Raw genomic sequence first — 18,179 nt, forward strand, 5'->3', positions numbered from 1 at the left:
AATAATAATAATAATAATAATAATAATAATAATAATAATAATAATAATAATAATAATAATAATAATAATAATAATAATAATAATAATAATAATAATAATAATAATAATAATAATAATAATAATAATAATAATAATAGGGAATCTATTTCAGATTTTTTGTCGGGGAATAATTTGTATAGTCCTTTTTTGAAAACTGACATTCCGTAATTGAAACCGACTTTGTTTAAAAAGCTGTCCCATGCTTTTAAAGCCTTTTGAACAGTAGGATTATTAACAGCTTTGTTCACTTTATCCAAAGAATCCGTAATTCTTCCGATAACGTTGTAGTTGTGTTTGGGGTGTGTTTAAGGGGCTGGGTGTTGGTCCAGGTCCAGGGTTGGGCCTGGGGTTTGGTCCAGGTTCTGGGTTAGGGTTAGGATCCAGTACTTCGTAACTGGCCATGTTCTTACCCACGTTACCTACCATGTCTGTTCCTTCTATTTGTATGGTGTGGATGTCGAAGGTGGCATCTAGGTATAGTGTAATTAGTGGTCCAGGTTCCATTATTGTATGTGGGGTTGATTCTTTGTGTGCCTATGATGGCCACTACATTTTGTGTGTCTGGTGATGCGTGGACGGTTATATTTATTGTTTCTCCAGGTTTGGCACTTTCTGGATTGATTTCAGGGTTGATTACGGGTGGGGTGTTATCTACTGTGAATGTGAGTGGTGTTTGGTTGGTGTTACCCACCATGTCCCGGGCCATGAGTAAGATGGAGTAAACTCCATCACCAATTTGTGGGGTGGTGTATGCCATGCTCCAGGTGTTGTTAGGGTTTTTGGTTAGGTCATAGGTGTTGTCTTGGAAGTATGCTTTCACAGATTGTGTGTCGTTGTCTGCTGTGGTGGTTATGGTGATCTTGTCACCTGATTTAACTAGGGTTGGGCTTATGGTGGGGTTTAGTGTGGGTGGGGTGTTGTCCGGGGTGAAGGTGAGTGTGGTTTGTGCTTGGTTGCCTGCTTTGTCTGTAGTTGTTGTGAGAATGTTATAATTGATCTTTGGGTGTTGTTGTTAGTGTATTTCTAGTTTTTCACAACTGGAAGATGTTTAAAGTTTGGATTACTATTTAAGGTGTTATTCCATGTGTAAGTCTTAGATTGTAGTACATTAATTTGGCTCTGAAGCTGTCGTAATCGCCAGAGTTTAGAATCTCATTCCGAACCTTGTATTTGGTGACATCTGTTTTTAAAAGCTTGAAATATGTGTTAAAAGCATTAACTATATCATCCCTGACAATGATTTCTCTTCCATCAGAAACTGCTGAACAGTAAGTTAAAGTTTTCAATAAGTTACTTTCCCATCCACCCAATCTTCCTGAAAGATAGTATCTCATGGCAAATCCGATTAACTGTCCTAAATCTTGATACATAGTTTTTGTAGTCTTATCTTGGTATTTAACATATTTTAAAGATTGAAAATATGCTTTAGATGGTTCTGGTATGTCTTCATCTCTTACATTATCAAATTCATTCAGAAAGAACACCAGTCGCTCATCTAAACCGCTAAAATAGATATTTATAAGATCGTTTGCCCCTAGTTTATGATTTGATTGTACAAAATAAAGCCTTTCTAATAATAAATATATTGATTCAAACTCATCATGTGTTATTTTAGTGAATGGCCAGCCGCGTGGCAGGTTTTCAATAATTGCAATTATCATGCCCCAACCTGAGATCTCTGTGGGTAATGTATTTGCTGCAAGTGTTCTGAGTCTAACTCCATAAACGTATTTTAAAAAATCAGTATAATTTTTGGAAAAAACTTCACGTCGTATATTGCGATGGGCAGTTGCCATACACACAGGGCTGAAAACATGATTATTCACGAGTTTTTCAGTATAACCCAACTTTTTTGGATTATCTAAGTTGGAAAGGATTTTCTCAAATCCTTCCTCGCCGTAATTATTGATAAATTCCCAGAAAAGCCTTTCTAACTTTCCAAATTTAGATTCTTTCTTTGAAAACAGGATATTAATATTATGGATTTTTTCCATGCAATAATCTAAGATTATAGTATGACATTTTAGCTCTAAAACTATCGTAATTTGTAGAGTTTAAAACATCCTCTCGGGCTTTGTATTTGGTGATATCCTTGTTCAAAAGTTTGAAGTAAGTTTCATAACCTCTTACAATATCCTTTCGGGTAATGATTTTTCTTCCGTCTGATGCTGCTGAACAATAGATTAAAGTTTTTAAAACATTATTTTCCCATCCGCCTAATCTCCCAACATAATACCTAATTGCAGTTCCTATCAAAAAACCCAGTTCTCGTTTCATGTTTTTTACAGTTTCATCTTGATATTTCATATATTTGAGAACCTGAAAATACTCCTTGGAAGGTTCAGGAATATCTTCATCCACCACAGTATCAAATTCGTTCAAAAAGAAAACTAACCGTTCGTCTAAACCACTAAAATAAATATTCAAAAGATCTTCTGCTCTTAATTTATGGCCTATTTGGACAAAATAAAGCCGCTCTAATAATAAATACAATGATAAAAATTCATCCTGCGTGAATTTAGTGAATGGCCAACCTCGTGGCAAATTCATCATAGCTATAATAATTTGACCTCTTCCTGCTACCTCTTCTGGTAAAGTATTCACAGCCATTGTTCTAAGTCTTACTCCATAGACATATCTTAAAAAATTAGTATATCCCTTAGCGAAAGTTTTCTTCATATTATTGTGAAAGTCTGGAGCCCTACAAACTGGACTAGAAATATGATTGTCAACTAATTTTTCACTATAACCCAACTTTTGTGGATTATCTAAATTAGAAAGGATGTTTTCAAAACCATCCTCACCGTAATTATTGATAAATTCCCAGAAAAGCCTTTGCAACTTTTCAAAGTCAGATTCTTTCTTTGAAAACATTATATCATCTTATATTCTATTTTAATCCAAACATTTCTTTTAGATGGTCGAATATTGGGCCAAATTCATTTGTAAATATTTCCTTTAATTTACCTAGTTTATCACTTGCCATTTGTACAACATCAAGCCCCCAATATTTTTTGACTAATTTAATGATAGCGAATGCCATTAGAATGTAGCCAAAAATCTCCATTGCTCCGCTATACATTATTGCTGCAATGAAATTAAAGAAAAACCCAAACATTCCAACAAACAGCAAAATTCCATCTACAAGCCCTGGATCTAACGCAAAAATGCCTATAGAAATTACATATAAAACAATTGATTTTGTACTTGGTACTTTATTTCCTAGATGTTTCACAGCCCATTTTTCAAAGCTGTTTTTTAACTCTAACACTTCTCCATTTAAAAATCTTGCAGCAATGGCGGATGTTGCAAGAATTGCTGCTGTTATTAATATTTCAGGGATTATCTTTGTGTCTATGTTCCATCCTGACATTTTGGGTGGGGTTGTTGTTGTGTTGGTGTTTGGGTCGGTGGTGGGTGTGTAACTTAATGTGTCTCGGATGTACATTTGGTCTCTGTAGAGTTGGTCGTTGCCTCCTATGGTTCCGGATCCCGGGCTGTTAGATCCTCCTGTGTTTCCAGTTCCGGGATTGTTTGTGTAAATATTTGGATATTGGGGTTCGGGTGTGTCTGGGGTTATCAGATCTTCAAGCCAGGAGGGTGTGGGGTTAGGATCCAAAACTTCATAACTGGCTGTGTTTTTGCCAATGTTCCCAACGGTGTCTGTTCCTTCTATTTGTATGGTGTGTATGTCGAAGGTGGCATCTAGTGGTATGGTGTAGTTGGTGGTCCAAGTTCCGTTTGTGAGGATGAGGTTGATTCTTTGTGTGCCTATGATGGCCGCCACGTTTTGCGTGTCTGGGGAGGTGTTTACGGTTATGGTGATGTTTTCTCCCGGTTTTGCACTTTCTGGATTGATTTTTGGGTTGATAACAGGGGGTGTGTTGTCCACTGTGAAGGTGAGTGGTGTTTGGTTGGTGTTACCCACCATGTCTCGGGCAATGAGTAGGATGGAGTAGACTCCGTCACCAATTTGGGGTGTGGTGTATTCCAGGTTCCAGGTGCCGTTCTGGTTTTTGGTTAGGTCGTAGGTATTATCCTGAATGTATACTTTCACAGATTGGGTGTCGTTGTCTGCTGTGGTGGCTATGGTGATCTTGTCACCTGATCTGACCAGCGTCTGGTTTATGGTGGGGTTTAGTGTGGGTGGGGTGTTGTCTACTGTGAAGGTGAGGGTGGTTTGTGCCTGGTTGCCTGCTTTGTCTGTGGCGATTATGTTGATGTTGTGTGATCCGTCTGTTGCTTGGGGTACTGCGTATCTGAGCATCCACGAATTGGTGGATTGTTTTTTAAGTTTCAGTGTTTCCCCCAATATAGATGCGGTGACTTTCTCTGCATCAGAACTGGTGGTGGCGTTTATGGTGATTATGTTACCAGTACGTACCAGTTCCGGTGTTAAAGTGGCATCTAATTGTGGTGGTGTGTTATCAATGATGAGGAAAAGTGTGGTGTTTTTCTGTGTGCCTTTGTTATCAGTGGCGATGAACAGTATTGGATAGGTCCGGTCAGGGGCATCTGGTAATGTGTAGATGAGTTTCCAGGTGCCATCTGCCTGTTTGATGAGATGATGGGTTGTTCCTATTATCACCGCATCCAGGGTGGTGGTCTCTGGCCCACTGAAAGCTTCTACGATGATTTGGCCTCCGGATCTGCTGATGTCTGGGGTGACTTTACCAGTTAAGGTGGATAGGCGGGGAGAGGTGGTAGGGGTGTTATCAATGGTTAAGAAGAGGTTATTAGTGGCTGCGTTACCTAGATTATCCTGTCCTGTGATTATAAGGGTGTATAAACCATCTGGTGTGGATTCTGGTATAGTGTATTCCAGGTTCCAGGTTCCATCAATTTGTTTTGCTAGGTTCAAAGTTTCCCCTCTGAATAATGCCTGGGTGATGACTGTATCTGGGTCTGATTCTACTTTAATGGTGATTTTATCTCCGGATCTGGCCTGGCTGGTGTTGATGGTGGATTCCATTAGTGGTGGAGTGTTATCAATTGTGTAGTTAAGTTGGAACTGTTTTTGACCTCCAGAGGTGTTCCAGGCAGTGATTAGGGCGGGATAATTACCATCAGCCGCCTGGGGGGTTACATATTTATATCTCCAGATGTTGTCAGATTCTTTAACCATATCGTAAGTCTCATCCTGGATGTAGACTTTTACTTTAGTGGTGGATGGGGCAGGATTGGCTTCAATTAGGATCACATCCCCTGATTTAACCGTTTCCGGGATTATATCTGCTGTATCTGGTGGTGTATCTGCAAAAGCAGCGCCTGATGCTGCCAGGGCCAAAAATAATGTGGTAATGATAAATAACTTTTTGTTCCTTGCGTACCGGTTATTACGGAGCGAAACACCCATAAAAACCACAAGAATCAGAAAACTGGTGAAATTAAAGGGTACTCCTGTTTCCTGCATAGGAACGGTCTTAGGATTGCCTCCCTGACTCCTTACATTGGAGGAACTGGCTGCATTAACCTGGGGTGTGAGGTAAATTGATGGTACTAAATAAGCTAGAAGGGAAGAGGAGGCTCGATTGTTAAAGAGGTCTGGATCATATTCCATACCATAAGCCACAGCCACAGGTTGTAAAATGTTTAAACTATGTGAACGTGCCTTTAAAATCAAGGTGACTATGCCTCCGCGGGGTATGTCTCCCAGAATCCACACATTTCCCTGTCTGTCATAGATGCGGTTTCCAATTATCTCCATGCCTGGTGGAAGTTCATATTCCGCCCGGGCCTGGCTGCTGTCACCGGGACCCAGGTTTTCCACCCTGATTTTAACCTGGAAATCCTCCTCCAGATGAGGATGAGGGTTGTTGATGGTGAGGGTGATCTTAAGGTCAGCAATTTTCTCCAGACCAATCGGAATGCCGGTGAGTTTCTGAGGATCTCTACCGGGTATTAGTATGGATGTGTTTAGATTCATGGTGCCATTAAGGGATGATGGTATTTTTCCCTGGAAAATGATTTGTACAGAATCATTGACACCTATCTGGCCCAGTTCTACCATTCCCCTCCACGGATTCCAGGTTACTCCATTATCCAGGGAAAACTGAGGGTTAATTAGGGGGAGGGTTCCAGTGAGAATTACCTTCTCAGGGGTAGAAGTTCCGGGATTTCTAACATTTACTTTAAATGTTAAATCATCCCCTGCCTGGGCACTGGCAGGTGTTTCTATATTCACCTGGAACTGTGTGGAGTTACTTATTAAAAGAACACTGGTATCAGTTGAGTTAGTCCCGTTTACCCGGACCACGATGTTCAAGGCCCCTTCAAGGGAGGAAGGTATGGTTCCTCTCACCTGAACACTTCGATTTTCTCCTGCTGGAATGGTTCCTAAACATAATAAACCTACCAAAGGCAACCAATTACCGTTGATTAACTGTTCCAATGATTCCAAGATTGATTCAAAGGATACTATAACATTATGTGCGTCTGAGGGTCCATCGTTGGATACAGTTATGGTGGTGGCGATTATATTGCCAGCCACAGCTTCAGGGATTTCATTCAGGATAACAGAGAGGTTTGAAACACTTTTAAGGATGGTGGACTGGTTGCCGATGTTATTAGTCTGGTTGGTGTCGGTAGTGCTACTTCCCACCTGAACTGTACAATTTAAGATTCCTATGGCAGAGGATGGTATCAACCCTCGGAACAGTGCGGATTTTGAAGTGTGGGATTGCATTGTTCCTAAATCCATTGATCCGGTCCACAAGTTCCAGTTACTACCCCCATCTAATGAATATTCTGGATTTTGTAAAGGAAAAGTGCCAGTTAAATAAACTCCGCTGGCGGTGGAAGGGCCACTATTTTGAACTGTCACCTGATAGGTGAGTTGTTCCCCGGGAGTGGCTGGGTCTGGATAATCAGTTACACCCACAGAAAGTTCACACTCTGTGTCTGCAATTGTGAAGTGATGATAAATGTTATTGGTAGAGTTAATATCTTTGGTATCTGAAGAGATCCTTCCAGTGAATTGTAATGTGCCGTTGGCCCAGCAAGGCATTAAACCCCTTATTAAGAAAGTTTTAAAATCATTTTTATCCAGGTTTCCCAGGTTCAAAGTCCCAGTCCAGTTATTCCAGGTTGCCCCGTTATCTTGAGAGTATTCCGGGTTTTTCAGTGGTATATCTGCAATGAATATGTTGTTGTTGGATGTTTGAGGGCCATGATTTCGGATGTTCACCTGAAGTATTTGCATTTTGCCAGCAATAACCGAATTATCCCCGATAATCTCTATTGAGACATCAGCCACCAGTGCTTTGACAGTGAGATCATAAAGGATGGGTGATATGTTACCCTGAAATCTTTGCAGGGTGGTTTCAACCATTAAATATCTGCCAGGTGGGGTATTCTGAAGGGGGGTGTTGTTGGTAACAGTTTCCCAGGGTGACCAGTTTATCCCGTCGTTGGAACTTTTCACCCGTACGGTGATTTTGGTGCCGTTAGGTTCATAGCTATTCCAGTTTATGGGGCCCCAGGGAGTGTCTGGAATTTCAGAGTCATGGGTCACGGTCCAAGTGCCTTTTTTGGTGGTGATGCTTTGGGACACTGTTCCTGTCATGTCGCTGTAACCGTAATGACGGGTTCCAGGGAGTGCTTTGCTGAGATCTACTTTGTTGATGAGGGGGTCGACGCGATGGATGTACTCATCGCCGTAGTCAACGACCCATAAATTACCATTTCTATCGGTAGAAACGCCTGTGGGGGTGTTACCAATGGCTATGGTTGCTTTGAAATCTCCATTATTGGAGTAACGGGTTAATGTGCCAGCTGCTGAGTTCACAATCCACACATCGTCATCATCAGTGACGGCTACTCCTCGAGACTGATAAGGGCACGGTTTTGTCCATTCAATGGTACCTGTGAGGATGTTTATTCGAGTGAATCGTGAGGAATCCCAACCTGCCACAAAAAGATGATTATTTTTATCCAGGCCCAGTCCGTAAGCAAAATGTCCAATGTTTATGCGGGTGAAGGTATTGTTGGACGGATCCAGGCGGAGAATATTATTGCCTCCTGCGCCAGACGACCATAATATTCCATTTTGATCTATGATTGCTCCGTAGGGGGTGTGACTTACTGATGAGACATCAACCATTTTAAGGATCTGCCCGGTGGTACCATTAACATAGTAATATTTGCCAGTTCCATAGCAACCTAACCAAACATTGTTTTGGGAATCTACTGCCACTCCTCTTGGTCCAGGATAGTTGTTGTCATTAACGTAGGATCCTGTGTACTCTCCAGGGGTGTAAGTGCCCTCACGGCCCGGTATAAGTATCACCTCCCAGAGCACGCATTCGTCTTGACCCCATGGGAGAATTTCACTATCAGTTATCACTCCATCTCCATTAAGATCACCGGATGTTTCGATTATTCCATCATGGTTGCGGTCTATGAATCCTCCGTTTTCTAGAATTCCAATTTTCACTGCAGTACCTGTTTGCCGGTTTCCCAACCAGCAATTACCCTCAAGGTCCACGGTGGTTCGGGAGGGGTTACCATAATTATAAGGGCCGGTGTGGTAACGGCCCACTTCCTGTCCAGTTACAGTATCTATTTTAGATACTGTGCCTTCGTTACTGTTAGGAACCCATATAAATGAAAATAAGGACTGTGATTTGTTGGAAAGCTGCAACTGGTCTTGAGTACTATTGTATTCTAAGTTTATTAGGGTGCCATTATCAAAATCAGAGTTGTTAGTGTAATTTTTTTCTAATTCTACTGCGAAAGCTGTTGAGGAGATGCAAATGGTTGATAGGAAGGTAAAACCCAAAATTAGATAGAATAATTTTTTATCCACCATTGCCCCTCCCTTCTTCTATTAATATTCCACTAAATTGAATAATTTAAAGATATTTTAAAGTATGATCTGCTATCAATCGTAAGTATCATATAAATGTTATGATGTTATGATGAGAAGGTCATATTGGGGTGTTAAATGGTCTGAGGTTTATATGAGCTAAAATCGTATTAAGGTAGATTTAATGAAAAATAAAGGATATTATTATTTAAAAATAAAAAATTAATTGGAATCTCTTAGAATCCCGGTTATAACCACCACTTCCTCAAAGAAATGCTTTTCACGGGCAGTTACACATGTATCCAGACCCATTTTTTCCAGTTTATCAAGTGTTTTATCAATATCTGATAGAGATGACTGTACTAACTGAACTCTTCCCTCTGGATTAAGATAATCAATTAATTCATCCAAAAAACGGTCTATAACTTCTCTACCATCTGAGCCACCATCCCATGCAGCTTCAAGTTCATCATGAACCCTTTCATCTTCTGAAGTGGGGAGGTATGGTGTATTGAATAATATTAAATCGAATTTCTCACCAACAACCGGTTCAAATAAGTCTCCTTCCTTTAACTCCACATTGTATGTCTTGTTGTTGATAATATTGTGGGTGGCGCATTTTATGGCATGGGGGTTGATATCAGTTGCCACAACGGTCCTGCATTGTCTGGAAACAGTTATTGCCACAATTCCCGTCCCGGTTCCTATTTCAAGCACTCTGTGCCTTCTTTCCACCTGAAGATTTTCTGCAAGGAGAAATGTATCTTCAGCAGGTTCGTAAACTTCAGGATAGGTCTTGTAATGAATTCCCTTGTAATCTAACATGTTAATCCTCTAATAGTAAGTACATATAAGAACTTGTATAAAATTATTCTTTCACTGATTCCAGACCTTCCAATGCTGATGGAAGGCAATCCAGTACAGTTGAGAGTCCTGAAAGATGAAGGTTCATCACCACTGCTCCTAAAATCTCATCTCTGGATGCACCCTGACTTTTAGCCATGTATGAATGCATTTTAACTCCCATTGGGTTGCGGTTAGCAGTCTGGATGGCTATATTCACCAGTTGCTTGGTTTTGGGATCCATTCCTTTAAGAGAACGCTGGGCATCCACCAGATCATTGAAACGTCCTGCTAATTCTGGAAATTCATCCTGAAATAGTTGAAAAGGATTTATCGCGGTGTTATTCGTTCCATCCATTTTCTCAGTGTTATTTATCTTACCCCTTTTTTTCATCATACCTCTCCATTAACTCTTTAAGTTCTCTGGAAATTGTTAAAATTTCTTCACCTTTCAAGTTAAAAACCCTTTCTTCAGTGAGTTTGGGGTCCAGTTTACGGATGAGATTCCTGATACTGCTTCGGTCCAAGTCTAAGCTGGATATTTCATGGAAAGATTGAAGCAAGGCCTTTCCTGATTTCTTCTTTTTATGCTGAAATAATGCCCGACAGGTATTAGTGAAGAATTTATCAGCCTGGGGGTTCTTTTGGGGTACTAACTTGATTACTGCCGAGGAAATTCGGGGTGGAGGTAGGAAAGCATTCTGGGGAACCTTAAAAAGAAGTTCTGTGTGTGTGCACATGTTCATCATCACCGACAGACGGGAATAATTAGATTCACCAGGTTGGGCTACCATTCTCTGGGCGAATTCCAGTTGATACATTAAAATAGCGTAATCAAAGTCGTAGTTAAGGAGTTTGAAGGTTATGGGGGATGATATTTGGTAGGGTAAGTTGGATACTACTTTGTTAAAATAAGGGAACTCCATTTTGGCAGCATCGCCCTCCAGAACTTCCACATTGGATATTTCTAGTTCTTGCAGCCTTTCCTTGAGAACCCGGGAAACTTTCTTATCCTGCTCAAAAGCAACTACTTTAGAAGATTTTTCAGCCAGGGGGATGGTTAATGTACCGATACCTGCTCCAATCTCCAGCACCACATCTGAATCATTGAGATGGGAGTTTTCAATAATTCGAGCTAAAATATGGTCATTGATGAGGTAATTTTGACCTTTCCTCCGGTTTAACCTTATCTGGTGCTTTTTTAACAGCTGGGAGGTTTCTTGGGCCAACATTTTCCTTAATCTTTGAATTCCTTCATTAATTTTAAAACTTCATTCTTTAAAAAATGAATATAATTTAAAATTTGCGTTTTGGAGGTCGGGTGAATAAGATGTATTTCTTTTTACCTTTCCTGTCTTCAGCTGCTTCCAGTTCCAGGTGAATTCTTTTGGCAACGAGTTTCACAGGGTCAGATAGCATGGGAACTCGTTTTTTCACATCGACAAAGTCCTGGAAAGGGGCTTCCTTCCGTGCCTGTAGAATATCCCACATGTGCTTTTTACCGATACCGGGTAGAAGTTCAATCTGGTGCAGGCGGGTGGAAATGGGGCCTGCTTCATTGAAGAATTGGACAAATTTATCTTCCTTTTCTTTTATAATTTCTTCAATGACGTAATTTACCTCTATTTTAGCAGTTGAAGTCATTTTGTTAAAGGGTAATCTACGGTTAACCCGGGCAATTTTCTCTCTTTTCCCGGCTCCAATGTAAACCTTTTCATGAATATCCAAGTTTACATTTTCCTTTGGTGTTAACTCTAACAGGGTGAATTCTTCTGTACCAATTGCCTGAGCCACAGGTTTACGTTTATAGGAGTTTGATCCCTCTCTAACATAACCCAGAGGTAGATAGTCTAAAATAATAGCATAATCCTCCATTTAACCACACCCTGAATTAATTTTAGATAATTACAGTTTAAATTTCGTTCGTATCACATCTCGATATAGCCGATGTGAATACTTCCCATAATATTTAAAGTTTCACCCGAAGGAAAAAGAGTTTTTAAAAAGTTTTTTAGTCTTTTTCCCGGTATTTGTTCACAATTTTCAGTATATTCTCAAGTTCTTCCTTTTTATGGGATCCCCTTTCCTTGGCGAAAATCAATCGCATGTCATCCATATCTTCGGGCATGACATCTGCTATCTTAATGGCCTGGGTCTTTTTGATAATTTCTTCCAGTTCATCTACCAGCTTCTCTGCATCTTCTACTGATATTTTAGAGAATTTGGTGACGTGATCCAGGGCCAGATTCTGTTCATAACTTAACTCATGAACTGCTTCTCGTTCTTCTAAGAGTGGCTTGACTTTAACCAGGGGTATTGGATCGGTTTCAAGGACTTTTTTCCCAATCATCACCATCACTCCTGTATTTTCAGGTGTTCAGGTCGAATAATCAGTTTTTTAGCTTTATTCCCATCATTAATTGCTACTATGTATGCCCGGCCTCTTTTTTCAGCCACTTTACCGGTTTTACCATGGAAACGTGGGTGAGGTTGGCCTTTGTGAACGCTGGGGTCGATTATTATGTGAACCAGATCGTCTTCCTGGAATGTCTGTATTTTTTTGGTTATGGGATTGCTTCTCCCTGCTCTTAAAGTCTTTTTAAGTTTGTACCTTGTTTTACTTCTAAAACCTCTTGATCTCTGAGTCATTTTCAAAACCTCCACTTCAGTTAGAAATGGGTTATTAAATTTATTATTAAATTTACTTCCAACTATCTTTGTTTTAGAGTTGTCTGCTTCCATGAGTTATTGGGCAATATTTATGAGTATTTGGCCTCTCAGGTGATTTGCGCAGATACGATTTGTTAATTTAAGATATTATTTCTTATAGGGCCTAACCTGCAATTTAAGATAAAATTCGTATGAATCTTCCAGTGGTTAATTGGCTCATTTTGTAAATCGATTAGAATTATTTATGATGTAACGGAGTTTATAAAACTATCCTTCCACTCATTTAAATGTTAACTTCCAACACATCTAACTCTATACACTTGGCAGTTATGCCCAGAATGGAAGTCACACTGGGCTGGGTTCTATCTTCATCTCCTGATATGAGTTCTTTGATATATAATCCGCCTTCACAATTCACAACCAATTCCAGATGGTTGGAATCCAGCAGTTTAACTTGAATCTCCTTCACTTCTCTGGTACGGATCTTATCTGCTCTCCGGTGGGAAACCCGAATGGGAGTACGTTGTTTGATTATGTTAAGAGAATTTAAGACATTTAATTTCTCCGCATCCGTCTCCTGATCCAGTTCTACCAGTGCACGGTAGATTTTATAGGTTTCTGTGGAAGATGCTTTAATACCGCTTCTTCGATCTTTATTCACTGATTTTAAGTCAAGAACTTCCACTTTGCCAGTGCAGTGTTGGTTTATTTCAGCAGTTAAATCTTCCAAGTTCAAATCACGCAGTTTAGGCTCCTTTATCTCCAGTACAAATGGCCTTCCTCTCCCCAGCATCCTCACATCAATGTCTTCCCTACCTGCACCATGAAATTTAGATTCAACGCCTCTTGTTGCCTTTAAAACCTTTTCTGCCATTAGTTCTTCAACGGATTCGGGGTACATTTTCCCGGTGAAATCACATATTTTGCATCCTTTTCCCCTGCATTTTCGGCAAGGCCATCTGGTCTGAGGAATACCTCGTATGAGTTTTCGGTATCTTCCTTCAATGAACAGTGGATTTATCTGAAGTTCTACTTGGTTGCTGGTGAAATCCATCATAATCACCAGATTTGGGTTATCAAAATCCACTTCTCTCTCCAGACGAAGTTCTAATTCTTTACCCAACTCCCTGTTAATCTCTTTTTTTATGATATCGCCATTAAATCCAGTTTTTTCCTGGATATATTTCTCTTTCTCCAGGATTTCATCTGGCAGACGACAACCCACCAGGAATGTTGTAAATTCAACCTGGGAATTATGGATGGTGTTGATTATTTTTTCCAGGATATTTTCCAGATCCAGAAAAATATCTCCACATACATAGCAAGCTTCACTCTTTTCAGGCATTTCCTCGTCTTCGCTCAGGACATCTTTCAGATAAGCACCTCGTTCCTGATTATCATTACCTGAAACTTGTGGATAAAAATTCCTACCCAGACAACGGTTGCAAATGTTCCCATGGCTGATTTTGATTATTTTCTGGGCCTGTTCTTTAATATTTTTCATGGTGGTCTGTCCTGATATGAATTGGATTCTTAATTTTGTTATAAAATGATATGAGAGTAGTAATGCCTCAGAATTTTCAGTAATTTTGGTATACTCTCTCAAATTTAATTTTAGTATACTAACTCAACTTCAGTATACGCATAAAATAAGTTGACAGGGGGATGTTTATCGCATCATCTGCCGCATCATCTGCCCCAGTGGTCCGCCCATCTTCCGTTTTCCAAAGCCCTTAATTGCCTTTTTAGTCACCTGGTAATACTTTAAAAGCTCCTTAACATCTTCATTACGCATTCCAGAGCCTCGAGCTATTCTTTTAACCCGGGACTGTTTGATGACTTCAGGATGGATTAATTCATGTTCTGTCATGGAATCCATCAGAATCTTGTACTTGCCCAGTTTTTCTTCGGTTACCTGGGAAGCGTTTTTAGGTAGTTTATTTCCCATACCGGGTAACATGTTCATCACCTGCTGCATGGGTCCCATCTTATTCATCATCTCGAACTGACTGTACATATCCTTCAGGGTGAACTTACCACTGAGCATGGCATCCATAGCTTCGGTGTCAACATCTTCCTCGGCAATTTCCTCAGCACGTTCAATGAGGCTCTTAATATCTCCCATTCCCAGTAACCTGGAGATGAACCGTTCGGGATCGAAAACTTCCAGGTCCTCTATGCGTTCGCCGGTTCCAATGAACTTTATAGGAGCACCAATCTCAGCTACTGCTGACAGGGCACCTCCTCCTTTAGCTGAACCGTCCAGTTTGGTTATTACAATGGACCCTATTTTGGCGGTTTTACTAAATGCAAGGGCCTGTTCCCTGGCCTGCTGACCAATGGTACCATCAATGACCAGCATAACTTCGTCAGGTTCCACAACTGCGGATATCTGCTCCATCTCGTCCAGAAGATCTTTTTCTTCCTTATGACGTCCGGCAGTGTCCACAATTATAAGATCCTGCTTTTTGAACTCCTTCAAACCTTTTCGGGCCAGATCCAGGGCATCGTTGTTATCTGGATCTCCGTAAAGGGATAAATTCAGATTTTCGGTGAGTTGGCGCAGTTGTTCGTAGGCCGCAGGTCTCCAAGTGTCGGTACAGATGATTGCTGGATTGAAACCTTTCTTCTGTAGGTATCGGGCCATTTTTCCAATGGTGGTTGTTTTACCACTTCCCTGCAGCCCTACGAAGAGTATTTTGTAGGGTTTCTTCTCAATTTCAACTTCCGCTGCTTTATCTCCCAGGAGATGGACCAGTTCATCGTAAACAATTTTAATGACATGTTCCTTGGCGGTAACTCCTTTAGGGGGTTCTTCATTCAAGGCCCTATCCTCTATGGTTTTAGATAGGTTCAGAACCAGTTTTATGTTGACATCCGACTGGATTAAAGCTCTTTGGATGTCTTTAATGACCTCTTTGACCACTTCCTCATCGATAATGGTCATTCCGGCCAATTTTTTCATGGTTTTGGTCAGATTTTTACCCAGGTTACCTAACATTATCTCATCACCAGGTCATAATCTTTGTAATCAATTAACGTCATGTTTGTATCAAATATCCCGTATTTATAAGTTTAAGGAATTATATTCTTAGTGTAGATTTGTTTTCGGGTAGATTTGCTTTCATATTGAAATATGAAAATCAGTCACCTACCTCTCAAATTCTTATGAAAACATCCTATACTTTCACTTAGTTCTTCATCTAAATTTAATATATATAATATATAAAATTAATTGGGATGTCATTTTCAAAGTTATAACAATTTGTGTGTAATATGATACTAAAACTCAAGGATTATAATATATTATATTATTATGTATGCCTACCTATTTCAACCTATTTTATAACCCTATATCTTGAATATTTGGGTTAAAATATTCAAACTCCCATAACAGTCTTTAATTGATTAATCAAATGAGATGAATTATGTATTATTTAGAATTATTTGTTAAAATTTAGAATTATTCTTAAACAACTCTCTCATAACAGTACTGATCCTCCCTTACTCGTCCTTATATGTATTGTTTGAGTAACTGGTTAAACATTGGATTTAAAGATTTGATGTGATGGTGATATAATATGCTGGAAAAGCTAATAAAAAGTCTTGTTGAAGCCCCCGTTGTGAAAAAAGGTGAATATGATTATTTTGTTCATCCTATAACTGATGGTGTTCCTCTGGTTGAATCTGATTTACTACAAGAAGTTGCAGAAGCGGTTTCCCAGTTTGGAAACATGGATGTGGATAAAATTGTCTGCGTGGAAGCCATGGGCATCCACCTGGCAACTGCCATTTCACTCCTCACCAGCATTCCCTTTGTGGTGGTAAGAAAACGTTCCTATGGTTTGGAAGGAGAAGTGGCGGTTCACCAGACAACAGGATACAGTGAAGGCGAATTATACGTTAATGGTTTAAGGAAGGGAGATCGTGTTTTCCTGGTGGATGATGTGGTCAGCACCGGGGGGACCATGACTGCTGTGATTAAAGCCCTTCAACGTATAGAAACAGAGATCGTGGATGTAATGGCTATTATTGAAAAGGGTGATGGCCGGGAATTTGTGGAGAAAGAAACCGGAACCAGGGTGAAAACACTGGTACGGGCCAATGTTAGGAATGGTAAAGTAGTGGTGGAAAAAATCACTGCTGGAAAGGATGATTAACTGGAACCTTATGATTTGTATAAGAACAAATTAAAACTAGACCGTATGTATAAAATGGGATTTTAGAAAAATGACAAATTACCAATTCAAAATCGAGCAGATAGTGGATAAAATCAGGGAAACAGGGGCTAAAGTAGTTGGTTTGCAATTCCCTGAAGGTCTTAAAGTCCACGCAACAGACTTAGCCTCCAGGATAGAAAATGAAACAGGGGTAATAGTTCTAATATCGGGTGATCCCTGTTATGGGGCCTGTGATTTGTCTGATGTGGAAATGAATGGAATGGTGGATTTACTGGTGCATTTTGGCCATACGCCTCTTCCTATTGATTATAAAGTTCCCACTCTTTTTGTGGAAGCCCATTACCGGTTGGAGTCCATGGAAATTTTGGAAGAAGCAGTGAAATATCTGGAAGGGAAGGACAAAATTGGTCTGGTAACTACCACTCAGCATCTGCATCTTTTGGAAGACGCTGCCCATTTTCTGGAGGAAAGTGGCAAGGAAGTTATCATGAAGGAGGGTGCTGGGACATTAAAAGGTCAGGTCTTGGGATGTAATTTTTCATCAGTTCATGATCTGCCCGTGGATGCCTACCTTTACCTGGGCAGTGGTAACTTCCATCCCCTGGGGATAAAACTTTCCACCCAAAAGCCAGTGATTATAGCTGATCCTTATCTTAACCAGGTAAGGGATATAGATGAATTTACAGATAGAATTCTTAGAATAAGATTTGCCCGCATAACCCGGGCTAGCGAGGCTAAAAAATTCGGAATACTCATATCATCTAAGGAAGGGCAGTGCCGGTGGGAGCTGGCAAAAGAATTAAAGAAGATGATATATAATGAAGGCAGGGAAGCTTATCTGATACTTCTGGATGAAATAAACCCTCCCAGTTTGTTGCCTTACATGGATTTAGATGCATTCATAGTGACTGCATGTCCCCGAATAGCGATTGATGACTCCAAAATGTATGGAAAACCTCTTTTGACTCCTCAGGAGTTGGAGATTGTCCTGGGGTTAAGGGAGTGGGAAAATTATCAGATGGATGAGATTAAATACTAAGATTATATAATTTATATAATCATTAGTTCATAACATAATGTAAACTAATTACAAAATATATTAACAAATTTACATTGTCAATTATCACACAATTACCTATACCTTGATTATAATATGAGTTCCCTACTCAATTTCCCTATTACCAAATCATTAGCTGTAAATTCAAGAAATTTATCATATAAATCAATATCAATAAAGTACTCTATGTGCTTATCTTACCTATTCCTGCTTTCAAAGATTCAACCTTCAAAGATACATATATAACATGATTACATCCCTAACCAGATCATATCATCAACATCACATTAACAAATCATATCATCAGTACATATTAACAAATCATTATTCGCTCATATTGGTTATTAAAGGGTTATTTACCAACACCCTGCGCAGATGATCATCATGAGTATTGCAATTTTATCACATTTATGCATAAATTTGAAATTAGCTGTATTAATAATAGCAGAGAATCAATTAGGTGTACTTCAACGTACGATTTCCATTTGGTATGTTTTCAGGATGAATACTGGGCTTTAAGTGTTTTCTAGGAATGATCATGGGAACAAAGTGCTTTTTCCAACATTATTAATCATTCAAAGTC

Annotated in this window: 17 protein-coding genes; 3 read left to right on the forward strand and 14 right to left on the reverse strand. The window is 39.7% G+C overall.

Annotated features, from left to right (window positions below; translation table 11 throughout):
- The 3 genes from HY987_RS06435 to HY987_RS06445 form a co-directional block, all read right to left on the reverse strand.
- The coding region (locus HY987_RS06435; protein WP_292756795.1) for a hypothetical protein at positions 1–296 on the reverse strand (296 nt) is incomplete at its 3' end.
- The gene (locus HY987_RS06440) at positions 289–465 is read right to left on the reverse strand and encodes a hypothetical protein (RefSeq protein ID WP_292756797.1); all 177 of its coding nucleotides are present in this window, start codon (positions 463–465) and stop codon (positions 289–291) included. The genes HY987_RS06435 and HY987_RS06440, both read right to left, overlap by 8 nt.
- Positions 455–859: an Ig-like domain-containing protein gene (locus HY987_RS06445; RefSeq protein ID WP_292756799.1), complete on the reverse strand. Its 405-nt coding sequence runs from the start codon at positions 857–859 to the stop codon at positions 455–457. Before HY987_RS06445 ends, HY987_RS06440 begins: the two co-directional genes overlap by 11 nt.
- A gap of 31 nt (positions 860–890) precedes the next feature.
- Here HY987_RS06445 and HY987_RS06450 point away from each other — a divergent pair, with 31 nt between their 5' ends.
- Positions 891–1,031 carry a hypothetical protein gene (locus tag HY987_RS06450; RefSeq protein WP_292756801.1) on the forward strand — a complete coding sequence of 47 codons (141 nt, stop codon included), beginning with the start codon at positions 891–893 and terminating at the stop codon, positions 1,029–1,031.
- Between the two features lie 75 nt (positions 1,032–1,106).
- On the opposite strand, the gene HY987_RS06455 is transcribed toward HY987_RS06450, so the two are convergent.
- The 11 genes from HY987_RS06455 to HY987_RS06505 form a co-directional block, all read right to left on the reverse strand.
- Positions 1,107–2,033 (reverse strand): hypothetical protein, encoded by a 927-nt coding sequence (locus HY987_RS06455; RefSeq protein ID WP_292756803.1) that lies wholly within the window; start codon positions 2,031–2,033, stop codon positions 1,107–1,109.
- Entirely contained in the window at positions 2,017–2,913 is an 897-nt protein-coding gene (locus tag HY987_RS06460; protein ID WP_292756805.1) for a hypothetical protein, read from the reverse strand. Before HY987_RS06460 ends, HY987_RS06455 begins: the two co-directional genes overlap by 17 nt.
- A gap of 16 nt (positions 2,914–2,929) precedes the next feature.
- Positions 2,930–8,848: an Ig-like domain-containing protein gene (locus HY987_RS06465; RefSeq protein WP_292756807.1), complete on the reverse strand. Its 5,919-nt coding sequence runs from the start codon at positions 8,846–8,848 to the stop codon at positions 2,930–2,932.
- A 219-nt stretch (positions 8,849–9,067) separates the two neighbouring features.
- A complete protein-coding gene (locus HY987_RS06470; protein ID WP_292756809.1) occupies positions 9,068–9,670 on the reverse strand; it encodes a HemK2/MTQ2 family protein methyltransferase in 603 nt (200 codons plus the stop codon).
- 43 nt (positions 9,671–9,713) lie between these two features.
- Positions 9,714–10,082, reverse strand: coding sequence for a carboxymuconolactone decarboxylase family protein (locus tag HY987_RS06475; RefSeq protein WP_292756811.1), 369 nt, complete (start codon positions 10,080–10,082; stop codon positions 9,714–9,716).
- Complete coding sequence (gene rsmA / locus HY987_RS06480) at positions 10,066–10,920, reverse strand: 16S rRNA (adenine(1518)-N(6)/adenine(1519)-N(6))-dimethyltransferase RsmA (protein WP_292756812.1); 855 nt, start codon at positions 10,918–10,920, stop codon at positions 10,066–10,068. The genes HY987_RS06475 and rsmA overlap by 17 nt, the downstream gene beginning before the upstream one ends.
- A 64-nt stretch (positions 10,921–10,984) precedes the next feature.
- A complete protein-coding gene (locus HY987_RS06485) occupies positions 10,985–11,563 on the reverse strand; it encodes a DUF655 domain-containing protein (RefSeq protein WP_292756813.1) in 579 nt (192 codons plus the stop codon).
- Positions 11,564–11,699: 136 nt separating this feature from the next.
- The gene (locus HY987_RS06490) at positions 11,700–12,038 is read right to left on the reverse strand and encodes an RNA polymerase Rpb4 family protein (RefSeq protein WP_292756815.1); all 339 of its coding nucleotides are present in this window, start codon (positions 12,036–12,038) and stop codon (positions 11,700–11,702) included.
- Positions 12,039–12,043: 5 nt separating this feature from the next.
- Positions 12,044–12,337: a 50S ribosomal protein L21e gene (locus HY987_RS06495; RefSeq protein ID WP_292756817.1), complete on the reverse strand. Its 294-nt coding sequence runs from the start codon at positions 12,335–12,337 to the stop codon at positions 12,044–12,046.
- 304 nt (positions 12,338–12,641) lie between these two features.
- Positions 12,642–13,862: a tRNA pseudouridine(54/55) synthase Pus10 gene (locus HY987_RS06500; RefSeq protein ID WP_292756818.1), complete on the reverse strand. Its 1,221-nt coding sequence runs from the start codon at positions 13,860–13,862 to the stop codon at positions 12,642–12,644.
- A gap of 165 nt (positions 13,863–14,027) precedes the next feature.
- On the reverse strand, positions 14,028–15,359 hold the full coding sequence (locus HY987_RS06505) for a signal recognition particle protein Srp54 (protein WP_292756820.1): 1,332 nt from the start codon (positions 15,357–15,359) through the stop codon (positions 14,028–14,030).
- Between the two features lie 580 nt (positions 15,360–15,939).
- On the opposite strand from HY987_RS06505, the gene hpt reads away from it, so the two are divergent.
- Together hpt and dph2 are read left to right on the forward strand one after the other, a co-directional pair.
- Complete coding sequence (gene hpt / locus HY987_RS06510; protein ID WP_292756822.1) at positions 15,940–16,518, forward strand: hypoxanthine/guanine phosphoribosyltransferase; 579 nt, start codon at positions 15,940–15,942, stop codon at positions 16,516–16,518.
- Positions 16,519–16,588: 70 nt separating this feature from the next.
- Positions 16,589–17,578: a diphthamide biosynthesis enzyme Dph2 gene (gene dph2 / locus HY987_RS06515; RefSeq protein ID WP_292756824.1), complete on the forward strand. Its 990-nt coding sequence runs from the start codon at positions 16,589–16,591 to the stop codon at positions 17,576–17,578.
- Positions 17,579–18,179 lie beyond the last annotated feature (601 nt).

Source organism: Methanobacterium sp. (genome assembly GCF_016217785.1).
Lineage (GTDB): Archaea > Methanobacteriota > Methanobacteria > Methanobacteriales > Methanobacteriaceae > Methanobacterium.

What these genes read in the sequence shown, in the direction of transcription:
- HY987_RS06440 (WP_292756797.1), bottom strand. Translation starts at nt 465, where the DNA reads ATGGTAGGTAACGTGGGTAAGAACATGGCCAGTTACGAAGTACTGGAT.
- HY987_RS06450 (WP_292756801.1), top strand. Translation starts at nt 891, where the DNA reads ATGGTGATCTTGTCACCTGATTTAACTAGGGTTGGGCTTATGGTGGGG.
- HY987_RS06455 (WP_292756803.1), bottom strand. Translation starts at nt 2,033, where the DNA reads ATGGAAAAAATCCATAATATTAATATCCTGTTTTCAAAGAAAGAATCT.
- HY987_RS06460 (WP_292756805.1), bottom strand. Translation starts at nt 2,913, where the DNA reads ATGTTTTCAAAGAAAGAATCTGACTTTGAAAAGTTGCAAAGGCTTTTC.
- HY987_RS06465 (WP_292756807.1), bottom strand. Translation starts at nt 8,848, where the DNA reads ATGGTGGATAAAAAATTATTCTATCTAATTTTGGGTTTTACCTTCCTA.
- HY987_RS06470 (WP_292756809.1), bottom strand. Translation starts at nt 9,670, where the DNA reads ATGTTAGATTACAAGGGAATTCATTACAAGACCTATCCTGAAGTTTAC.
- HY987_RS06475 (WP_292756811.1), bottom strand. Translation starts at nt 10,082, where the DNA reads ATGAAAAAAAGGGGTAAGATAAATAACACTGAGAAAATGGATGGAACG.
- rsmA (WP_292756812.1), bottom strand. Translation starts at nt 10,920, where the DNA reads ATGTTGGCCCAAGAAACCTCCCAGCTGTTAAAAAAGCACCAGATAAGG.
- HY987_RS06485 (WP_292756813.1), bottom strand. Translation starts at nt 11,563, where the DNA reads ATGGAGGATTATGCTATTATTTTAGACTATCTACCTCTGGGTTATGTT.
- HY987_RS06490 (WP_292756815.1), bottom strand. Translation starts at nt 12,038, where the DNA reads ATGATTGGGAAAAAAGTCCTTGAAACCGATCCAATACCCCTGGTTAAA.
- HY987_RS06495 (WP_292756817.1), bottom strand. Translation starts at nt 12,337, where the DNA reads ATGACTCAGAGATCAAGAGGTTTTAGAAGTAAAACAAGGTACAAACTT.
- HY987_RS06500 (WP_292756818.1), bottom strand. Translation starts at nt 13,862, where the DNA reads ATGAAAAATATTAAAGAACAGGCCCAGAAAATAATCAAAATCAGCCAT.
- HY987_RS06505 (WP_292756820.1), bottom strand. Translation starts at nt 15,359, where the DNA reads ATGTTAGGTAACCTGGGTAAAAATCTGACCAAAACCATGAAAAAATTG.
- hpt (WP_292756822.1), top strand. Translation starts at nt 15,940, where the DNA reads ATGCTGGAAAAGCTAATAAAAAGTCTTGTTGAAGCCCCCGTTGTGAAA.
- dph2 (WP_292756824.1), top strand. Translation starts at nt 16,589, where the DNA reads ATGACAAATTACCAATTCAAAATCGAGCAGATAGTGGATAAAATCAGG.